The 18695-nt window shown below is 71.4% G+C and carries 18 protein-coding genes; 7 read left to right on the top strand and 11 right to left on the bottom strand.

Going from position 1 to position 18695, the window contains the following annotated elements; translation table 11 throughout:
• Positions 1–12: 12 nt before the first annotated feature.
• From V7S47_RS00195 to V7S47_RS00170, 6 genes are all read right to left on the bottom strand, one after another.
• On the bottom strand, positions 13–1758 hold the full coding sequence (locus tag V7S47_RS00195; protein ID WP_336559737.1) for a DUF4012 domain-containing protein: 1746 nt from the start codon (positions 1756–1758) through the stop codon (positions 13–15).
• A 102-nt stretch (positions 1759–1860) separates the two neighbouring features.
• A complete protein-coding gene (locus tag V7S47_RS00190) occupies positions 1861–2277 on the bottom strand; it encodes an Ig-like domain repeat protein (protein ID WP_336559736.1) in 417 nt (138 codons plus the stop codon).
• 238 nt (positions 2278–2515) lie between these two features.
• Positions 2516–2656: a hypothetical protein gene (locus V7S47_RS00185; RefSeq protein ID WP_170867228.1), complete on the bottom strand. Its 141-nt coding sequence runs from the start codon at positions 2654–2656 to the stop codon at positions 2516–2518.
• A gap of 466 nt (positions 2657–3122) precedes the next feature.
• Positions 3123–3419: a DUF1416 domain-containing protein gene (locus V7S47_RS00180; protein ID WP_090860743.1), complete on the bottom strand. Its 297-nt coding sequence runs from the start codon at positions 3417–3419 to the stop codon at positions 3123–3125.
• A complete protein-coding gene (locus V7S47_RS00175; protein ID WP_090860744.1) occupies positions 3419–4267 on the bottom strand; it encodes a sulfurtransferase in 849 nt (282 codons plus the stop codon). The genes V7S47_RS00180 and V7S47_RS00175 overlap by 1 nt, the downstream gene beginning before the upstream one ends.
• Before the next feature lie 122 nt (positions 4268–4389).
• Positions 4390–4842, bottom strand: a complete 453-nt coding sequence (locus tag V7S47_RS00170) for a DUF4395 domain-containing protein (RefSeq protein ID WP_336559735.1) — start codon at positions 4840–4842, stop codon at positions 4390–4392.
• 439 nt (positions 4843–5281) lie between these two features.
• Between V7S47_RS00170 and V7S47_RS00165 the strand changes: the two genes are divergently transcribed.
• The 6 genes from V7S47_RS00165 to V7S47_RS00140 all read left to right on the top strand — a co-directional run bounded on the left by V7S47_RS00165 (position 5282) and on the right by V7S47_RS00140 (position 14370).
• Positions 5282–6895 (top strand): DUF1800 domain-containing protein, encoded by a 1614-nt coding sequence (locus V7S47_RS00165; protein WP_336559734.1) that lies wholly within the window; start codon positions 5282–5284, stop codon positions 6893–6895.
• Between the two features lie 25 nt (positions 6896–6920).
• Complete coding sequence (locus V7S47_RS00160) at positions 6921–8186, top strand: DUF1501 domain-containing protein (protein ID WP_336559733.1); 1266 nt, start codon at positions 6921–6923, stop codon at positions 8184–8186.
• Between the two features lie 64 nt (positions 8187–8250).
• Positions 8251–9240 carry a hypothetical protein gene (locus tag V7S47_RS00155; protein WP_336559732.1) on the top strand — a complete coding sequence of 330 codons (990 nt, stop codon included), beginning with the start codon at positions 8251–8253 and terminating at the stop codon, positions 9238–9240.
• A 717-nt stretch (positions 9241–9957) separates the two neighbouring features.
• A complete protein-coding gene (locus V7S47_RS00150; RefSeq protein ID WP_336559731.1) occupies positions 9958–11241 on the top strand; it encodes an HNH endonuclease signature motif containing protein in 1284 nt (427 codons plus the stop codon).
• Between the two features lie 213 nt (positions 11242–11454).
• Positions 11455–13092 (top strand): DUF1800 domain-containing protein, encoded by a 1638-nt coding sequence (locus V7S47_RS00145; RefSeq protein WP_336559730.1) that lies wholly within the window; start codon positions 11455–11457, stop codon positions 13090–13092.
• A 9-nt stretch (positions 13093–13101) separates the two neighbouring features.
• Entirely contained in the window at positions 13102–14370 is a 1269-nt protein-coding gene (locus V7S47_RS00140) for a DUF1501 domain-containing protein (protein ID WP_336559729.1), read from the top strand.
• A gap of 152 nt (positions 14371–14522) precedes the next feature.
• On the opposite strand, the gene V7S47_RS00135 is transcribed toward V7S47_RS00140, so the two are convergent.
• Positions 14523–14759, bottom strand: coding sequence for a hypothetical protein (locus tag V7S47_RS00135; RefSeq protein WP_336559728.1), 237 nt, complete (start codon positions 14757–14759; stop codon positions 14523–14525).
• A 71-nt stretch (positions 14760–14830) separates the two neighbouring features.
• Positions 14831–15313, bottom strand: coding sequence for a thioredoxin family protein (locus V7S47_RS00130; RefSeq protein ID WP_336559727.1), 483 nt, complete (start codon positions 15311–15313; stop codon positions 14831–14833).
• Between the two features lie 53 nt (positions 15314–15366).
• Here V7S47_RS00130 and V7S47_RS00125 point away from each other — a divergent pair, with 53 nt between their 5' ends.
• A complete protein-coding gene (locus V7S47_RS00125) occupies positions 15367–15567 on the top strand; it encodes a hypothetical protein (RefSeq protein WP_336559726.1) in 201 nt (66 codons plus the stop codon).
• Positions 15568–15593: 26 nt separating this feature from the next.
• On the opposite strand, the gene V7S47_RS00120 is transcribed toward V7S47_RS00125, so the two are convergent.
• The 3 genes from V7S47_RS00120 to V7S47_RS00110 are packed head-to-tail and all read right to left on the bottom strand — an operon-like array spanning position 15594 to position 18693.
• Positions 15594–16160 carry a hypothetical protein gene (locus tag V7S47_RS00120; RefSeq protein WP_336559725.1) on the bottom strand — a complete coding sequence of 189 codons (567 nt, stop codon included), beginning with the start codon at positions 16158–16160 and terminating at the stop codon, positions 15594–15596.
• Positions 16157–16744 carry a phage tail protein gene (locus V7S47_RS00115; RefSeq protein ID WP_336559724.1) on the bottom strand — a complete coding sequence of 196 codons (588 nt, stop codon included), beginning with the start codon at positions 16742–16744 and terminating at the stop codon, positions 16157–16159. The genes V7S47_RS00120 and V7S47_RS00115 overlap by 4 nt, the downstream gene beginning before the upstream one ends.
• On the bottom strand, positions 16741–18693 hold the full coding sequence (locus V7S47_RS00110; RefSeq protein WP_336559723.1) for a putative baseplate assembly protein: 1953 nt from the start codon (positions 18691–18693) through the stop codon (positions 16741–16743). The genes V7S47_RS00115 and V7S47_RS00110 overlap by 4 nt, the downstream gene beginning before the upstream one ends.
• Between the last annotated feature and the right edge of the window lie 2 nt (positions 18694–18695).

Genomic DNA, 18695 nt, shown 5'->3' with positions numbered 1-18695 from the left:
CCTCGGCGGCCCTCAGCAGGAGGAGCGGACGACCGAGGACTTCGACCCGGTCGTCACCCCGGGGGTGACGCCCACGACGGTGTTGCCCGGCTGGTCCGGGCCCGAGGTCATCCGCCAGGTGAGCGTGGCCTTCTGCTGCGGCTCCAGGTAGACGTTGGTCAGCGCGACCTGGCGCTCGCCGTCCTGGACGACGTCGAGCCCGGTCTCCTCGCCGTTGTATCGCAGGTCGGTGATGGTGCCGCCGACCGGGACGTGGATCTCGACCAGCACCAACTGGGCCCCCGGCTCGATGTCGCCGTCGCCGCCCCCGGTGATGTAGGCCGGGAGGTCCGCCGCGTCACGCGGCGCCTCCGACATCAGTCGGGCCTTGGCCTGGTAGCTCTGCACCCCGGCCGACGTGCACGACGTCGAGATGACCGAGACCTTGTGCCGGAGGTAGTAGGACATCTTCGAGGCGGTGCCGTCGTTGAGCGCGACATCGACCACCGGGTTGCTCGTCGCCTCGGTCTGCAGCTCGCCGCTGACGACCCGACCGGCCAGCGCCGCCTGCTCCGCCCCGTCGAAGGAGTGCACGTAGACGCGGCCCTCCCGGGCGCCGCGGCCGAGGGCGCGGAGGAGCGCCTGCGGGTCGGCGCCACCGGCCAGGACGCGGGTGAACGTCGTCCGGGCGACCTCGCGGAAGAACGCGTCCTGGTCGGCCGGGTCCTCGTACTTGAGGTAGACCTTGCTGAGCAGCTCGTCGACGGCGTTCTGCTCGGTCAGGGTGACGTCACCGACCTGCACCGGCCCGAGCACACCGAGAACGTAGGAGAGGACGACCGGGTCGAGGGCGACCACCCCGTCGATCCGCTCGTCGTAGACCTGCTCCCAGCGGGCCTTCATCAGCTCGGCGGCGCGCGGGAAGTCGGGCGTCAGGTTGGCGTTGAGGAAGTAGCGGCCGATCTGCCCGTAGTAGAGACCCATCTCGGCCTCGGTCATCGGCAGCACCGGCTCGTCGGTCGCGCCGAAGGTGTTGGCCGCGACCTGGCGGGTCAGCGCCACCTTCCCGTCCTCGGCCTCCAGCACGGAGACGGCGCCCGGGAGGCCACCGGTCGCGCGGATCTCGGCGTTGTTCTGGAAGATCAGCAGGTAGTCGCGCTTCTCCCCCTCGCCCAGCATGGAGGGCATCATCTGCAGCGCGGCGTCCGCCGAGTCCAGGGCCACCGCGGCCTTGCGGACCTGTCGGCTCAGGTCGCGGTACTTGTCGCGGAAGCGCTGCACGTAGCCGCTGGGGTCCTCGCCGGCCAGCCGCTCCGAGGCCTTCGCCAGCGCGGCGTTCCCCTCGGCGACCGGCCCCTGCAGCTCCCGGAGCGACGCGATCGAGATCTGGCCGTCCGTCGGCAGCAGGGCCTCCAGGTTGCCGGCCGTCTCGACCAGCGGAGCGATGCCGTCGTTGCTCAGGTCGTCGACGACCTCGCTGACCAGCCGGATGCCGTGGGCGTCGTCGCCGAAGGCCGGGACCTTGGTCAGCACGGACCAGGAGATCCCGCCCGTCCGGTCGGCGGCCGACCGGCTGTGGGCCTGGAGGTCGGCGAGGGCGGTGTCGGAGGCCTCGTCGTCCCCCGCGCGTACGGCGTCCTGCAGCGTCTCGACGTCGTCGGCAGCAGCGGTGAGGTCCTTGCTGACCTGCCAGGCGTTCCACCCGAGCCAGGCACCGGCGAGCAGCACCAGACCCAGCAGCACCGGCACCACAACTCGCCACCGGCGCAGGGGTCTCATGCTCGAACCCTATCGGTGGAAGGCGGTCCGGCTGCCCGGTTTGAGATCAACGTCAAAGGCCCCGCGACCAGTGGTCGCGGGGCCTTCGAGAGACGGCTGGTGCTACTTCTTGACCTTGATCGTGGTGCTCGACTTCGACGGCAGCGCGTCCGAGTTCGAGGCCGGCTTGAAGGAGATGGTCACCTTGTAGGTGCCCTTCTTCTTCAGCTTCGGCGTGGTGTAGACGGCCTTGCCGTTCCGGACCTTGACGGTGACCTTGATGGTCTTGCCGCCACCCTTGATGGTGATGGTCACGGTGCCGTTGACCGGCGCCCGGCCGCTGGCCGGCTTGACGGAGACGGAGATCTTGGCCTTCTTGCCGGCCTTGACCGGCTTCGGCTTCGCGGCGGTCGTCTTGGTCTTGACGCAGGGCCGGTACTTGGTGCCGCAGGCCGCGGAGGCAGGAGCTGTGGAGGTGACGGCCACGAGCCCGGCCGTCGTCAGGATGCCCACGAACAGGGCGGCGATGAGCTTCTTCATGGTGTCAGACTCCCCGTGGTAGGCACTGGAGGATGTGCCCGGTGGATACTTCGAGGCTCAAGGAAACCACAGCAGGACAGAGTCCCGCACAACGGATTCGGAAACTGGCTGCCCGACCTGAGGAATTTAATGAAACTCAGGCGTGCGGAAACTCATCCGTTACGTGGAGATGGCCCAGATCACAGTAGTACCGCCTCTCAGGCGCCTTTGTGTCTAGACATTTCTAGGCTTGCGCGGCCTACCCGGCCTGCAGGGCCCGGACGACGAGGACCGCGGTGACGAGGGCCAGGGCGGAGAGTCCGACCCCTTGGAGCACCAGCTTCCGTCGCCTCGCGACCACCGGGTTCAGCGCGCGCCGTCGGCGCCGCGTGTAGCTCATGTCGTTCCTCTCCAGAGCCCCCGTGGCGTCCGTCCACCCTGGCAGGGCAGAGACGGACTTTCAGGGGATCGGGTGAACGGCGGGGTGAATTCTCTGTTTCGATCTTGACATCGGCTGAATGTCGTTCGGTGAGCGGACGGGGGTGGTCTGAATGTGGATGGGTGCCCGGGAATCGGGGCTTGGGGCTGCTTGTCGGGTTGCGGGGTTTCGAGGCTCGCTTCGCTCGCACCTCAACCAGCGTGGGGCGGGGCGGTCGGGCGGCGTCCGGCGGCGCTGGGGATGACGAACGCCGCCCGGGGATCCGGGCGGCGTTCGGGTGAGGCTGCTTGTCACTTGCTGGGTTTCGAGACGGTCGCTGCGCGACCTCCTCAACCACCGGGACCGGTTCGAGGCGGTCTGTGCGCGACCTCCTCAACCACCGGGACCGGTTCGAGGCGGTCGGTGTGCGACCTCCTCGATCACCGACTCAGATGGAGACGGTGACCTCGGCGACGGAGCCGATGGCGGCGCGGACCTGGCGGTCGACCGGGTCGGCCTTCGGGGCGAGCGTGCGCAGCGTCCAGTCGCCCTCGCCGGCGAAGAACCGGAAGTGGCCGGAGGCGGAGGTCGGGACCTCAGCCGTGAACTCGCCGCTGCGGTCGAGCAGCCGGACGTAGGCGTTGCCGACCGGCTCGTCGCCCCGGAGCACCTGCCCCTGGATGACGGCCTCCTTCGCGACGTTCACGCCGTCGAGGGAGAGCCCGCCCTCCTTGGCCCCGCACATCAGGCGTCACCCGGCTCGTCGCCGAGCGCGATCGGGACGCCCACGAGGGAGCCGTACTCGGTCCAGGAGCCGTCGTAGTTCTTGACGTTGGCGTGGCCCAGGAGCTCCTTGAGGACGAACCAGGTCAGCGAGGAACGCTCGCCGATGCGGCAGAGCGCGATGGTGTCCTTGGACTCGTCGATGCCGACCTCGGCGTAGAGCGCCTTCAGGTCGGCGTCCGACTTGAAGGTGCCGTCGTCGTTGCAGTTCTTGCTCCACGGCACGTTCAGCGACGTCGGGACGTGGCCCGCGCGCTGCGACTGCTCCTGCGGGAGGTGGGCCGGGGCGAGCAGACGGCCGGCGTACTCGTCGGGGCTGCGCACGTCGATCAGGTTCTGTACGCCGATCGCGGCGACGGCGTCGTCACGGAAGGCGCGGATCGAGGTGTCCTGCTCGGAGGCGGAGTACGACGTCGCAGGGCGGGTCGGGATCTCGCTGACGAGCTCGCGCGAGTCGAGCTCCCACTTCTTGCGGCCGCCGTCCATGAGCTTGACGTCCTGGTGGCCGTAGAGCTTGAAGTACCAGTAGGCGTAGGCCGCGAACCAGTTGTTGTTGCCGCCGTAGAGGACGACGGTGTCGTCGTTGGCGACGCCGCGCTCGGACAGCAGGGCCGAGAACTGGTCCTTGCTCACGAAGTCACGGCGGACCTGGTCCTGCAGGTCGGTGGTCCAGTCGAGCTTGATGGCGCCCTTGATGTGGCCCTTGTCGTACGCCGTGGTGTCCTCGTCGACCTCGATGAAGACGACACCGTCGGCGTCGAGGTTGTCCTCGACCCACTGGGTCGAGACGAGGGAGTTCTCGCGAGTCATTGCTTTCTACCTTTCTGTTGCGTCGTGCGACGCGGGGTCTTGGGGTTTCAGGTGAGTTCTTGGGTGCGGGGGTCTCGATACGCTCGCTGGCGCTCGCGAGAGAGACCAGCGAGGGTCGGCGGTCAGGCGGCGGAGGCTCGCTTCAGGAGGAGGTAGAGCTCGCAGCCGAGGCAGAACCGGAACAGGGCGTTGAGCAGCGCGGCCACCAGGGCGAACCCGGTGGCGACCAGGCCGAGGGCGGTGACGCCGGTGGCGAACCCGACGAACGCGACCGCCGCGAAGACCAGGCCGACGGCCTGGGCGAAGCGGGGCGGCTGCGGGTCCTCGAGCTCGGTGGGGGCCGAGATCCGGGGCCGGACGACGTGGCGGAAGAGCCAGGCCGTCGGCGTGTGCTGGACGCCGAGGCCGGCACCGAGCGCGAACAGCACCGCCTGCACGCCGATCAGCACCGTCGCGGCCGTCATCGGCAGCAGCAGGACGGCGATCAGCACGAGCGCGGTGACCGCGGCGCTGAACTGCGGGCCGCGCGCGTCGATGCGGTCCGCGGTCACGGGTGGATGGGTGGTGCTGGTCATGGTGGTCTCCTGCAGGGAACGGGCCCGGGCGCGAGGCACGGGATCGGTCAGCGTCGAGGACTGCGACATTACTGCAGTAACTTGCTCGACTTAAAGGAGCTGGAGACCGACCCCGTCAGGACATCCGACACAGCGACGAGCGCACGCGGCAGTGATCCACTGCGCGCCGCTTGGTCAGCCAGGTCGAGGACATGTCGACAACGGTAGAGGCGGCCCCCAGCCCCCGCCTCCATCCGTCTCGCATCGTGGTACATGTGTCCACATTCCGAGAACGGTGATGTCGCGGCCGCACGGGCCCGGAGCCGTTCTTCCCCAAATTTCGCGACGCCCGACTCAGGTGGCCCGTCCTACGGTCGATGCCCCAGGCGACAGACGCCCCGGACGGAACCGGGACCACGTGGAACGCCAGGAAGGCACCCCCATGTCGAGCGATCTCGCCATGCCCTCACGCCGTCGCGCCCTGCGGCTCGCCGGCGGTGCGGCCACTGCTGCATCGGCCTCCGTGCTGCTGCCCTCGCCCGCGGACGCGGCTCCCCGCCGGGCTGCTCCCGACCGCCCGCGCACGCTCGAGGAGGACGACGCCCGGCAGTCGCGGAAGCGCCGGCGGAAGTACCGGCCGGCGCGCTACCGGGCCACCCCGGTGCTGTCCGTGCAGTCGCGCCACCTCGTCAACCGGTTCAGCTTCGGCATCACGCCCCAGCTCGCCGCCGAGGTCCGCGCGGCCGGCGGGCACCTGGCGTGGTTCGACCGCCAGCTGGCGACGCCGTACGACGCCCGCGCGCGGGGCCTGGCCGACTGGTGGCCCGACCTGCACCTGAGCGCCGCCGCGATCTTCAAGCGGCAGACGATGCTCGACCGCGACACCCTCGAGGTCGGCTACGACATCGGCAAGCGGACGGTGGTCCGCCGGATCGTCTCGCCGACGCCGGTGCTCGAGGTGATGACGAAGTTCTGGGAGAACCTCCTGCACGTCCCGATCGCCGCCGACAACGTCAGCGTGTTCCGCGCCGACTACGGCGAGCAGATCCGGGCCCGGGCCCTCGGTCGGTACGACGACCTGCTCAAGACGGCCGTCCTGCACCCGGCGATGCTGATGTACCTCGGCAACGCCGGGTCCACCAAGGCCCACCCTAACGAGAACCTCGGCCGCGAGCTCCTCGAGCTGCACACCCTCGGCGTCGGCCACCACACCGAGGACGACGTCAAGGCGTCGGCGCGGATCCTGACCGGCTGGCGGGTCAAGCTCTACAGCACCTGGGAGCCGTTCTACAGCGAGGTCGACCACTGGACCGGGCCGGTGCGGGTGCGCGACTTCGTCGACGACAACGTCGCGGCCGACGGGCGCGACCTCACCCTGCGCTTCCTCTCCTACCTCTCCCACCACCCCGACACCGCCCGCCGGATCGCCACCAAGCTGGTCCGGACGTTCGTCTCCGACCAGGCGCCGAAGGCCCTCGTCGAGCGGCTCGCGGCGGTCTACCTGGCCAACGACACCCAGATCCGGCCGGTGCTGCGGACCCTGGTCCGCTCCCCCGACTTCAAGAAGGCCGTCGACCAGAAGGTGCGCGACGCCGACGAGGACGTCGCGGCGTCGTACCGCCTGCTGGGGGCGCGGATCAGCCGGCCGCGCAGCGACTTCTCGGCCGCCAACCAGGTCTACTGGCAGGTCGCCGGGCTGGGGCTCGCGCCACTGACCTGGCCCCGCCCCGACGGACCGCCCCTCGACAACGCCGCCTGGTCCACCGCCACCCGGGTGCTCGCCTCCGTGTCGCTGCACTGGGAAATGGCCGGCGGCTGGCCCGAGGACGACGTCACCTTCGCGCGGCGGACGTCGTACCTGCCCCAGAAGGAGATGGCCTTCCGCAAGTTCGTCGACCACCTCTCGCGGGTGCTGCTGCAGCGGCCGTCCACCGAGGACCTGCTGCACGCCTGCTGCCTCGCGACCGGCTACCGGCCGACCACGCGCGTCACGAAGAGGTCGGACCTGTTCCGCGGGCGCTGGCAGAAGCTCATGACGACCTTCCTCGACAGTCCCGCCTACTACCGGCACTGACCGGCACCAGCCAGGAGAGAACCCCATGACCACCACCGACACGGATGTCGCCGGCTGCGGGTGCCCGGAGGGTACGACGTTCGCCACCAGCCGTCGGGGCCTGCTGAAGGGGGCCGCGCTCGCCGGCACCACGACGGTCCTCGGCTCCGCGGTCGTCTCCATGACGACCAGCCCGGCCCACGCCGCGAACGGTTCCGCCGTCGTGGTGATCTCGCTGCGCGGTGCGGCCGACGGGCTCTCGCTCGTGGTGCCGCACGGCGACCCGGCGTACTACGCCGCCCGACCCAAGACGGCCATCCCCCGGGAGCGGCTGCTCGCCGCCGACGGCTTCTTCGGGCTGCACCCCGCCCTCGCTCCCCTCGTGCCGCTGTGGCGCTCGGGCCGGCTCGCGGCCGTGCACGCCACCGGCCTGCCGGTCGCCAACCGCTCCCACTTCGCCGCCATGGAGGAGCTCGAGGACGCGGCCCCCGGGTCGGCCGCCCGGGTCGGCTGGCTGAACCGGATGGTCGGCAGCGACGCCCGCTCCGGTGGCTCCCTCCAGGCCCTCGCCGTCGGCAGCAACCTGCCCGCGTCGATGCTCGGCCCGGAGCCGGTGATGTCCTTCGACTCGATCGACGCCGCCGGCGTGGCCGGGGTCAACCGGGCGGGCGCCAGCAGCGACCGGTTCCGCTCGATGCGTCGGCAGTGGCGCGGCGAGCGCAGCGAGCTGGGCACCGCCTTCCGGACCGCGCTCGACGCCGTCGTCGACCTCGGCCCGGCGAAGCGCCAGCAGGACCGGACCGCGTCGTACCCCCAGACGGACCTGGGTCGGGCCCTCGCGTCGGTGGCCCGCGCCCTGCGCGCCGACATCGGCGTCAGCGCCGTGACCGTCGACAGCGGCGACTGGGACATGCACGTCGGGCTCGGCTCGCCCACCGCCGGCTGGATGGTTCGCAACGCCACCGAGCTCGCCGGCTGCATCGCCACCTTCTTCTCCGACCTCGGTCGTGCCGCCGACCGCGTCACCGTCGTGACCGTCAGCGAGTTCGGCCGCCGGGTGCAGGAGAACGGCAACGGCGGCTTCGACCACGGCTGGGGCAACGTCATGCTCGTCGCCGGGGCGGGGGTGCGGGGCGGTCGCTACTACGGGTCGTGGCCGGGGCTGGAGAACACGCTCGACGCCGACGTCGCCGTCACCACCGACTACCGGAGCGTGCTCGCCGAGGTGGTCGCGGCTCGGACCACGGCGTCCACGGCTGCTGTGTTCCCTGGGTTCAGGCGGGAGCGGGTCGGGGTGATGGTGGGGCAGTAGGACGGCCGTGTCGACGACGCTCAACCGTCCCCGGACCCTCGATCCTCGCCACTAGCATGCGCACGTGCAGATCGAGATCAACTGCTCCTCACCCACCTACGGCGGAGACAGCGTCGGGCGGGTCGGCGACTTCCTCGTCGACGGGCTACCCGACGTGGGGTCCGGCATCGAGAAGATCGAGGTCGACGTGCTCCTGCGCAGCGAGCCTCGCGCTCCTCGTGATCGTGCCGTCGAGGACATGCCGAGCGAGGAGATCGATGCCCTCCTGAACCTGATCTCGGGGGGCCAGGCGATCGGCCCGGACCACCCCGAGTGGAGCCGGGATCACGACGAGCGGCGCTCGAAAGGCCCGTCGCTGACCTTTCGCCGGGCGGCGCGCCGGGTGTCCGTGCGCATCGTCAGCGACCTCTCCGAGCTGGACGTCTACGGCACCGTGGACGTGACTCCCGAGCTCTTCGCGTCGGCAGCCCGCGAGGTCGTCGCCGGGCTCGAAGTCCTTCCACGACGGATCAAGCCGGACGATGACGTCGACGCGCGAACGTTCCTGTCCTTCGTGCGCGCGCGGCTCGACGATCTCCCCCGAACCCAGGACGAGCTGGATCTCGTGCTCGAACAGCTCCATGCGGCCGCCATCCGACGCTGGGACGCGATGGATGGCTGGGAGCGGCTGGACGTCGACTGGTCGGTGTTTGCCGCAGATGCACGTGAACGACTCCCCGACCCCTTCTTCTTCGATCCGGCCGACGACGAGGCCCCCCACGGGAACGACACCGGCGCCGATCTCCTCGTCACCTACCTGGACGAGCTCCCCGGCGACGGAATGGCCTTCGTCGATGCCTATGTGGTGGACATGGGCTGCGAGTCGTTGAGCGATGTCGCCGACATCGACACCTGGGAGCACGACGAACTGGTGATCGCCGCCGCGTTCGCCGAGATCATGGTGCGCGGCAGCACGTCCGCAGCGCTCGCCAACCTGGCGCTGCAAGCGCTCGACCGACGCCAGACTGAAGCCCCGAGCCCACGAAACGAGCAGCTGCGGCAGGCATTGACCTGACAGTGGTTGAGGACGTCGTCTGAAACCGGACGACGTGGTCGACACGGCCGGCCGCCCGCCTCGCCATGAATGGTCGTCACCAGCACCGCGGATCGTCGTCGGCAGGAGCCGACGTTCTCAGGCTTCGATCACCAACGAATCTGAGCCGTGCTGGAAGCCAGCGACGATCACCGTGCTGCGGAGCGATCTCCCGAAGCGCCCCGAACTCCTGCCAGAATCGCGGGTTGTCGCGAGCATCCTCGCTGACCGACCGGGAAGGTTGCGGAGCCAAGAACAACGTGGGCTCGTCGGCGGCCATGGATCGCACTGCGTCAGCCGAGACCAGGGGCTTGACCTCCTGGTCGCGGCAGGCCGCGTCGATGTCGATGCCACCCTTCCCCACACGAGGGCCCCTTCAACTTCTCTGAGTTGCTCAGGGGTGGGCACCCGACCTCGCTACCCAGGATGCGTCCGCTCGTCGGCAGGACCGCGCAGTCGGCGGCCGGTCCGGGAGCGCAGCAGCCATTCAAGCGAGATGGTCGGGCGGAGTCAGTCGCCCGCGGAGCGCAAGCAACGGTGCCGCCCACCCTCCGCGGCAGATCTGAGCATCTGCAGCCACCCTCGACGCGAAAAGAGATGACCGCTGGACGCTTGCCGCGCGTTCGCGTCACGGCTTGACTTCGAACATACATTCGACCATACTGGTGTGGTCATCTCGTGGAGCTCTCGGAGGCTCGCATGGACCACCCCCACCCGATCAGGGTTGCTGCCCGCGAGATCGACCATGCGCTGAAGACGGTCGCTGACGTGAACCCGTCGTTCATGACCACGCCCGACAAGGCCGCTGCGTTGCGCGAGCTCGCGGTGTTGGAGGCGCGGGTGGGTGAGCTGCGGCTGCGGGTCGCGGCGGACGCCTGCGACGTGGCCGAGGAGCACGGGGCGCGTGACGTCGGGGCCTGGACGGCGCACGCCGTACGACGCCGGCGGGCGGACTGTGCGCGCGAGCTGCGGCTCGCGCTGGCGCTGGCCGACCGGCCGGTGCTCGCGGCCGCGGTGCGTGAGGGGGCGGTGAACCTCGACCAGGCCCACGTGATCGCCGACGCCCTCGCCGCGCTGCCGGGTGACGTCGACGTCGAGGTGGTCGACCGGGCCGAGGTCGCGCTGGTGGGCTACGCCGCGGACTTCGACCCCACCGAGCTCCACCGCCTCGGTCGCCGCATCCTGGACGTGGTCGCGCCCGAGGTCGCCGAGGCCGTCGAGGCGCGGCACCTGGCCGACCTCGAAGCCTCCGCCCGGCAGCGGATGCGCCTCGGGCTCCGCGCCTGCGGGGACGGGACCACCCGCATCAGTGGGCTGATCCCGGACACCTCCGCGGCCCGACTCGCCACCTACCTGCACGCGTTCACCAACCCCCGACGTGAAGCCGACCCCACGGCGGTTGAGGTGCGAGCGGAGCGAGCCTCGAAACCCGGCGAGCCGCACGACCGCCGCACCCCCTACGGACGCCAAGCAGCCGCCGCGTTCTGCCAGCTCCTCGAAGCCGTCGACCCCGGGCGGCTCCCCTTGCACGGCGGGGACGCCACCACGCTGGTCGTGACCATGACCCTGGAGTCTCTGCAGTCGAAGCTGGGGACGGCGACGATGGGCAACCCCGGCCCCGGTGACAGCCTCGACCGAATCACCGCCGGCCAAGCACGCCGGCTGGCCTGCACCGCAGGCCTCGTCCCCGCCGTCCTCGGAGCGAAGTCCGAAGTCCTCGACCTCGGCCGTTCTCAGCGGCTCTACAGCCGGTCCCAACGCCGGGCGATGGGACTCCGGGACCGTGAGTGCCGCGCCGAGGGGTGCCACATCCCGGCGCCCTGGTGCGAAGCGCACCACCTCACACCGTGGTCCGCGGGCGGGCGAACCGACCTCGACGACGGGGTGCTGCTCTGCAGCCGACATCACCACCACGTGCATGACGCTGGCTACGACGTCGAGCAGCTGGCCGACGGGGGCATTCGGTTCCACCGGCGGGTCTAGCGGAGTGGTCGAGGTGGGCGGTCGGGTGCGGGGGTTTCGACACGGTCGCTAGCGCGACCTGCTCAACCAACGGTGGCCGCGCGACCTGCTCAACCAACGGGGGCGCGCGACCTGCTTAACCACCGGGGGGCGGGTTCACCCCTGGGGGTGCTCAGGTCGGGGCGGCCGAGGCCGATGGGGTCCGTTGCACGCCATCAGCCACGGAGGGCACCCATGACGAGCAACCTGCTGACCGAGCGCCGGCGGCCGAAGAAGAAGCGGAAGCGGAAGAAGGACGAGGGCAGGAAGCCCGCCAAGTCCAAGAAGCCGAAGAAGCCGAAGCGGCCGACCAAGGCCAAGCCGACGCCGACCCCCGCGAAGCCGACTCCCGCGAAGCCGACTCCCGCGCCGAAGCCGTCCCCCGCGTCGCCGTACGCCCCGGGGTCCTTCCCGGCCACGCCGGTCCTCGCGACCGCGGCCCGGCACCTGGTCAACCGGTTCAGCTACGGCATCACCCCCGCTCTCACCGCCGAGGTGCGGGCCGCGGGCGGGCACCTGGCCTGGTTCGACAAGCAGCTGGAGCGCACGCCGAGCGCGGACCCGTACGCCGAGTGGTGGCCGGACCTGACCCTCGACGCGAAGACGATGTACCAGCGCCAGGTCGACCAGGTGCGCGGCACCTGGGAGGTCAGCTACGACATCGGCCGGCGCACGATGATGCGACGGATCTGCTCGCCCGACCAGGTGCTCGAGGTGATGACCGAGTTCTGGGAGAACCACCTCCACGTGCCGACCAACGTCGACAACATCGCGGTCTACCGGGCGGCGTACGGGGAGGTCGTGCGCGCCGGGGCCCTGGGCCGGTTCGCCGACCTGCTGCCGGCGACGGTCCTGCACCCGGCGATGCTCTGGTACCTCGGCAACACCTCCTCGACCAAGAAGCACCCGAACGAGAACCTCGGTCGCGAGCTCCTCGAGCTGCACACCGTCGGCGTCGGCCACCACACCGAGGACGACGTGAAGAGCTCGGCGCGGATCCTCACCGGCTACCGGGCCAAGACCTACGGCACCTGGGAGCCCTACTACAGCGCCACCGACCACTGGACCGGCACCGTCACCGTCAAGGAGTTCACCGACCCCAACACCGCCGCCGACGGCCGCGACCTCACGCTCCGCTACCTGACCTTCCTGGCCCGGCACCCCGACACCGCCCGACGGATCGCCACCAAGCTGGTCCGCCAGTTCGTCACCGACGACCCGCCCACCGCCCTGGTCGACAAGCTCGCCGCCGTCTACCTCGCCAACGACACCGCCATCAAGCCGGTCCTGAAGGCCCTGGTCCGCTCGACCGAGTTCGCGGCATCCGTCGACACCCGGCTGCGGGACGCCGACGAGGACGTCGCGGCGACGTACCGGATCCTCGGCTCGATCCCGCAGCGCCCGGCCAGCGGCAACTCGTCGGCCAACCAGCTCTACTGGCAGGTCGGCACCCTCGGACTCAACCCGTTCACCTGGCCCCGCCCCGACGGGCAGCCGGTGCGCAACACCGCGTGGGCGTCGCCGACCCGGGCGCTCGCGTCGCTGTCGCTGCACTGGAACATGGCCGGCGGCTGGTGGCCGAAGGCCGAGATGACCTACCGGGCACCGACGACGTACCTGCCCGCCGCGAAGCTGACCTTCCGCGACCTCGTCGACCACCTCGCCCGCGTCTTCCACCAGCGCCCGTCGAGCGAGGCACTGCTGAAGGCCTGCTGCCTCGCCGCCGAGCAGAGCCCGACCACGGTCGTCACCGCCACGTCCGACGTCTTCACCTGGCGCTGGCCCCGGCTGTGTGCGGTCTTCCTCGACAGCCCCGACTTCTACTACCACTGAGGATTCGCGATGACGCTCACCGAAACCGCCGCCTGCGGCTGCCCGGAGGGTACGGCGCTCGCCGCCACCCGGCGCAGCCTCCTGGGCGCGGGTGCCGTCGCCGGGGCCAGCGTGGTCTTCGGCTCGACCGTGCTCACCACCATCGGGGGCGGCGCCGCGGCGGCCGCACCCGCCACCGGCGCCCCCGTCGTCGTCGTGGTCTCGCTGCGCGGCGCGGCCGACGGGCTCTCGCTCGCCGTCCCGTACGGCGACCCGGCGTACTACGCGGCCCGCCCGGGCATCGCCGTACCGAAGTCGGCACTGCTGGCGACCGACGGGTTCTTCGGCCTGCACCCGGCTCTCGCGCCGCTGGTCCCGCTGTGGAACGCCGGGAAGCTCGCCGCGGTCCAGGCCACCGGTCTCCCGGTCGCCAACCGCTCGCACTTCTCCGCCATGGAGGAGCTGGAGGACGCCGCCCCCGGGTCCGCCGCCCGCGTCGGCTGGCTGAACCGGATGATCGGCGCCGACCAGATCACCGGCCGGCTCCAGGCCGTCGCCGTCGGCAGCTCGCTGCCCACCTCGCTGCTCGGCCCCGAGACCGTGATGTCGTTCCGCACCCTCGACGCCGCCGTCGTGGCGGGCGCCGACAAGTGGGACACCAACGGCACCCGGACCCGGTCGCTGAACAGCCTGTGGGGCGCCGGCGGCCGCGAGATGGGCACCGGCATGCGGACCGCCCTCGGGGCCGTCGTCGACCTCGACGCGGCCAAGAAGCAGGAGGACCGCGCCTCGACGTACCCGAACAGCGAGCTCGGCAGGGCCCTCTCCTCGACCGCGCGGACGCTGCGCGCCGACCTCGGCGTCACCGCCGTCACCATCGACACCCAGAGCTGGGACATGCACACCGGCCTCGGCTCGGCGACGTCCGGCTGGATGGTCCGCAACGCCACCGAGCTCGCCTCCGCGATCGCCGCGTTCTTCACCGACCTCGGCCCCGTGGCCGACCGGGTCACGCTGGTGACGATCAGCGAGTTCGGCCGCCGGGTCCAGGAGAACGCCAACCAGGGCCTCGACCACGGCTGGGGCAACGTCATGTTCCTCGCCGGCGCGGGGGTCAAGGGCGGGAAGTACTACGGGACCTGGCCGGGTCTGCAGAACACGCTCGACGCCGACCTCAAGGTCACCACCGACTACCGCAGCGTGCTCGCCGAGGTCGTCGCATCCCGTACGACGGCCTCCACCGCCACCGTCTTCCCCGGGTTCACCCGCGAGCGGGTCGGGGTCATGGTCGGGCAGTAGCCCTGCCGGTGGTCGAGCAGCGAAGCCGCCCTGGCCCACCCGGTGGTCGAGCAGGAAGGCGCCCTGGCGCCCGACGACGTCGAGACCCCCGCAGCCCACCAGTGACCTCAACCCGGCGTCGCCTGCGGGCTGCGGGGGTTTCGACACGGTCGCTAGCGCGACCTGCTCAACCACCGGTGGGACTCGGGCACCGGGCTCGCGGGCTCCCAGGCGCGGCGGTGGGCGGCATTGCGACAGCCGCAGTCGTTGTCACCCGGGTAGCCCAGCGGGTCGTGGACCAGGGTGTGGCAGCAGGGGTCGCGCCAGACCAGCGGCTCGAGGAGCCGGGCGAGCAGGCCGGTGCCGGGGTGCTGGCAGGACGGGCAGGGGCGGGGACGGATCGGGGCCATGACCCATTGACCTCCCCGGCGCGCGGGCCGGACGGGCGCGGCCGTCGTACATCCCCGACATCGGGTATCCGTCAGGGCAGCGCGCTGAGCACCTGCTCCTTGCGGGGCGCGCCGGCGGCCCGGGCGACCTCGTGGCCGACGCCGTCGAGGACCAGCGTGGTGGGCGTGCGCAGGATCCCGAGCTCGCGGACCAGCTCCAGGTGGTGCTCGGCGTCGACCTCGAGGTGGACCACCCCGGGGACGACGTCCGCGACGTCGGCGAGGGTACGGCGGGTCGCGCGGCACGGCGCGCAGAAGGCGCTGGAGAACTGCAGCAGGGTGGCCCGCTCGCCGCGCTCGGCGTCGGGGACCGCGGCGAGGACGGCGGACCAGAGGTCGGCGGTCGGATCACCGGGTTTCGAGACGGGACTTCGTCGCTCCTCAACCACCGGGAGGGCGGCCGCGGCCGGCGGGGCGGACCGGGAGCGGAAGCGGCCGTCGGCGTACTGCCGGTAGAGGCCGAAGGCCACCGCCACCACCAGGGCGGCGAGCGCCACCCCCAGACCGAACGTCATGCGGGAACAAGGCCGGGCGGGGAGCCGGTATTCCGCCGCCCTAGGATCGGAGGATGCGCCGGGAGCTCGCGATCGTCGTCGCGGCGTGCCTCACCGGGCTGATGATGCTGCTGATCGCCGGCCACGGGCCCTGGGCCGGCAGCGTGATCTGGCGGGTCAGCCCCGGCCACGGCCTCAACAACGGCGACCTGCCCGTGCTCGGGCTGTGGATCGTCGGGATGGGCGCGGTCGTGCTGTTGGCGCGGAGGGACTGATCGTCCCTGTCAGCGTTGCTCGTCGGCTACAGGACGAAGTAAAGGATGAGCGCGATCGCGAGGAGGACCGTCAGGCCGATGCCGACGTAGAGCAGCCACGGTGTGCTCTTCTCGGGCACCGGCTCGGGCTCCGGCGGCGGGGCCAGGACCGGGGGCGGGAGCGGGGCCGGCGGGAGGACGGGGTGCAGGTCGCCCTGGCAGCGCAGGCAGTGGGTCTCGGTGACCGGGTTGGACTCGCGGCAGTGCGGGCAGTCGAGCTTGCCGACGGTCACCCGTCCGGCGGTGCCGGGCAGTCGGCGCAGCGCGTCGGAGGACGGACCGCTGGAGGTGTCGAGCACGATCGCGGCCGGCGTCCAGAAGAGCGGGAAGTCGCAGCGGCGGCAGAAGTCCTCGGCCTCGCGGCGGTTGACGGTGATGGTGGCGACGGTGCCGCACTCGGGGCACACGACCTCGCGGCGCGCGCCCTTGGTCTCGGCGACGACGATGATCGGCTGCTCCTCCGGCGCGGGCTCCGGGACGGGCGTGAGCGCGGTGGTCTCGTCGGGGTCCCCGGCGTCACCGAGGTGCTTGCCAGCACTCATCGTGTCGCTCACCAGTCCTCGTCCTCCTCGGAGCTCCACACGCGCTCGGAGCCGACGTACAGCTCGGCCCGCACGTGCGCTGGAACCTCATCCTTCACCATGTCGACAAACGCGTCCCGCTCCAGGGACCCGGTGTCCGCGACGCTCATCGAGACCCAGGCCGTGTCCTCCGGGACGTCGCCGGCGCGCCAGACGCCACCGCCCTCCCGGACCTCCGCCGGACCGCCGCTGAGCAGCTCGAGGAAGGAACGCAGACCGTCCACCGTGCCCCGCGTCGCGAGGGTGTGGGCGGCGGTGGCCACGATACGGCGCCGCAGCGCCACCGGCATGGAGTTGTCGAGACTGTCCACGCCGATCCACGACCCCAGCCAGGCGATCGAGTCCTCCGGCGCGACCGACAGGTCGGCGACGTGGTCGACGTTGTCGGCGTCCTCGAGCAGCGTGGTGCCGATCTCCTGGAAGATCGAGACGAATCGGACGAAGAAGTCCTGGCTCAGCATCTGCACCGGCAGCTGGCGCAGCAGCCAGTCGTCGGCCCGGCGTGGCTGCCGGTGACCGCTGGTCAGCGCCGCGGACGCCCGGACCAGGGAGGTCACCGCACCACCACCTGGTGCACGGCCGACAGGAACAGCGACTGCCGGTCCAGCCGGATGACGTCCTTGGCGGCGCCGAGGCGGCGGCCCGAGCGGAGGTCGTACTCGAAGAGCAGCGCCTCCTCGACCCGGTCGACGCCTTCGACGGACTCCAGGATCTGGGTCACCGTCGCGACGTTGAGGTCGGCGTCGAAGGGCCAGCCGGTGCCGTCGGGGCCGCCCACGAGCGGGTTGACGTAGCGGTTCAGCGCGTCGACCGCGCGCTGCCGGACGATGCCGGGCGGGCGCCCGGGGGCGCCGTACACGCGGGCGACGACGGAGACGCCCTGGTAGAACGGCGTCGTCACCTCGACCGCCGTCCCGATCACCCGGTGCCGGTCGAGGTGGTCGGAGATCTCCTCCATCAGCGGCTGCGAGATCGCGTAGTCGTCGATCTGGTGGCCGCCGACGTCGCCGCGGGCGTGCGGGACGACCAGCAGCTGCACGGTGCCGTTGCCACGACCGGCCGAGCGGCAGCGGGCACGGGCGACCTGGGGCGAGGCCTCGAGGGTGAGCCGCTCGTAGTCGCCGGCGGTGACCGCGCGGCGACCGGTGCGCAGCGACAGCGGGCCGCGGACCTTGGCCTCGGCGACGGTCTCGGCGTCGACACCGCCGGTGGCCGCCTCCAGGTTCACGACGCCGCTGACGAACGGCAGCGTCGAGCGGAGCAGGCTCAGGGTCCGGGCGCCGACGTTGCCGCGCGTGCCGCCGCCGTGGCGGTACGACGTGACCTCGATCCGCGCGCCGTCGCGCGGGATGGCGCCGTGCTGGCGCACCGAGCCGTCGGGGTAGCGGACCCGGGGACCGAAGTGGATGGTGCCGGTGCCGCTGTCCCAGACGTAGTGCTGGTCGCCGGCGTGCGACTCCGAGAAGTCCGCGACCTCGGTCCAGGCGTACCCCTGGTCACCGTCGACGACGCGCACGACCTCGTCGGCGCGGCGCGGCAGGACCGGCGTACGAGAGACCCCGAACACCTGGCCGGCGCCGCCGTCGCTGCGGCCGATGACCTCTGCAGGAGCGGTCTCGGCATGCTCGGCACGCACCGTGCCGCCCAGCGCGGCGACCTCGATGCTCTGCACGCGCGGCGAGGCCTTGTACGTCGGCTGGCCGCTGGCCGGCGACAGCAGCCGGGCGCGCAGCCAGTACGCCGAGGTGTTGCCGACGCTCATCGGCACGTGGACGGTCGGGACCATCAGGACGATCTCGCCGGCCCGGTTGAGCCCGCCGGTGGTGTCCTCGTAGACGTCGGTGGCGATCCAGGCGTCGCCGTTCCAGACCTCCCAGGCGAGCGGGGGCCGGCGCGGGTCGACGCCGATGCCCTCGGCCTCGGCGGCCACCGAGATGCGCAGCACCATGCCGGCGAGCGAGTCGTGGAAGCCCAGGCAGAACGCGTCGCCGGGGGTGAGCTGGTCGGAGGCGAAGATCGCGACCCCGGCCGGGTTGAACCGGAGGTCCTCCCAGACGTCGCGGGTCCGGCCGTCGCTGACCGTGACGACCTGCGCCGACTCCAGGACCGGCGGCGCGATGACGAGCTCGGTGTCGGTGCTGAACACGACCGCGTCGGCCCGCTCGGCCGCACCGGCGACCGTCATCACCTCGGTGTTCGCGGGGACCACGACGGGCGAGTCGAGGACGGCCGAGAGCCAGAAGGTCAGGTCGGTGCTCGCGACCGCGGGCGGGAACGGCTCGATGCCCACCATGTTGAGGAAGTGCGTGTAGAGCCGCTCGGGCACCTGGTTGACCCGGAAGAGCACCATCTCGCTCATCCAGGCGAACAGCTCGATGAGGGCGACGCCGGGGTCCGAGACGTTGTGGTTGGTCCACTCGGGGCAGTAGCGCGGGATCAGCCGCTTCGCCTCGTCGACGATGTCCTGGAAGGTCCGGTCGTCGAGGCCGGGGGTCGGCAGTGGCATGG

Source organism: Nocardioides sp. CCNWLW216 (assembly GCF_037120545.1).
Lineage (GTDB): Bacteria > Actinomycetota > Actinomycetes > Propionibacteriales > Nocardioidaceae > Nocardioides > Nocardioides lianchengensis.
Note: the sequence above shows the minus strand (reverse complement) of the source record. Positions and strands in the feature narration are given on the sequence as shown.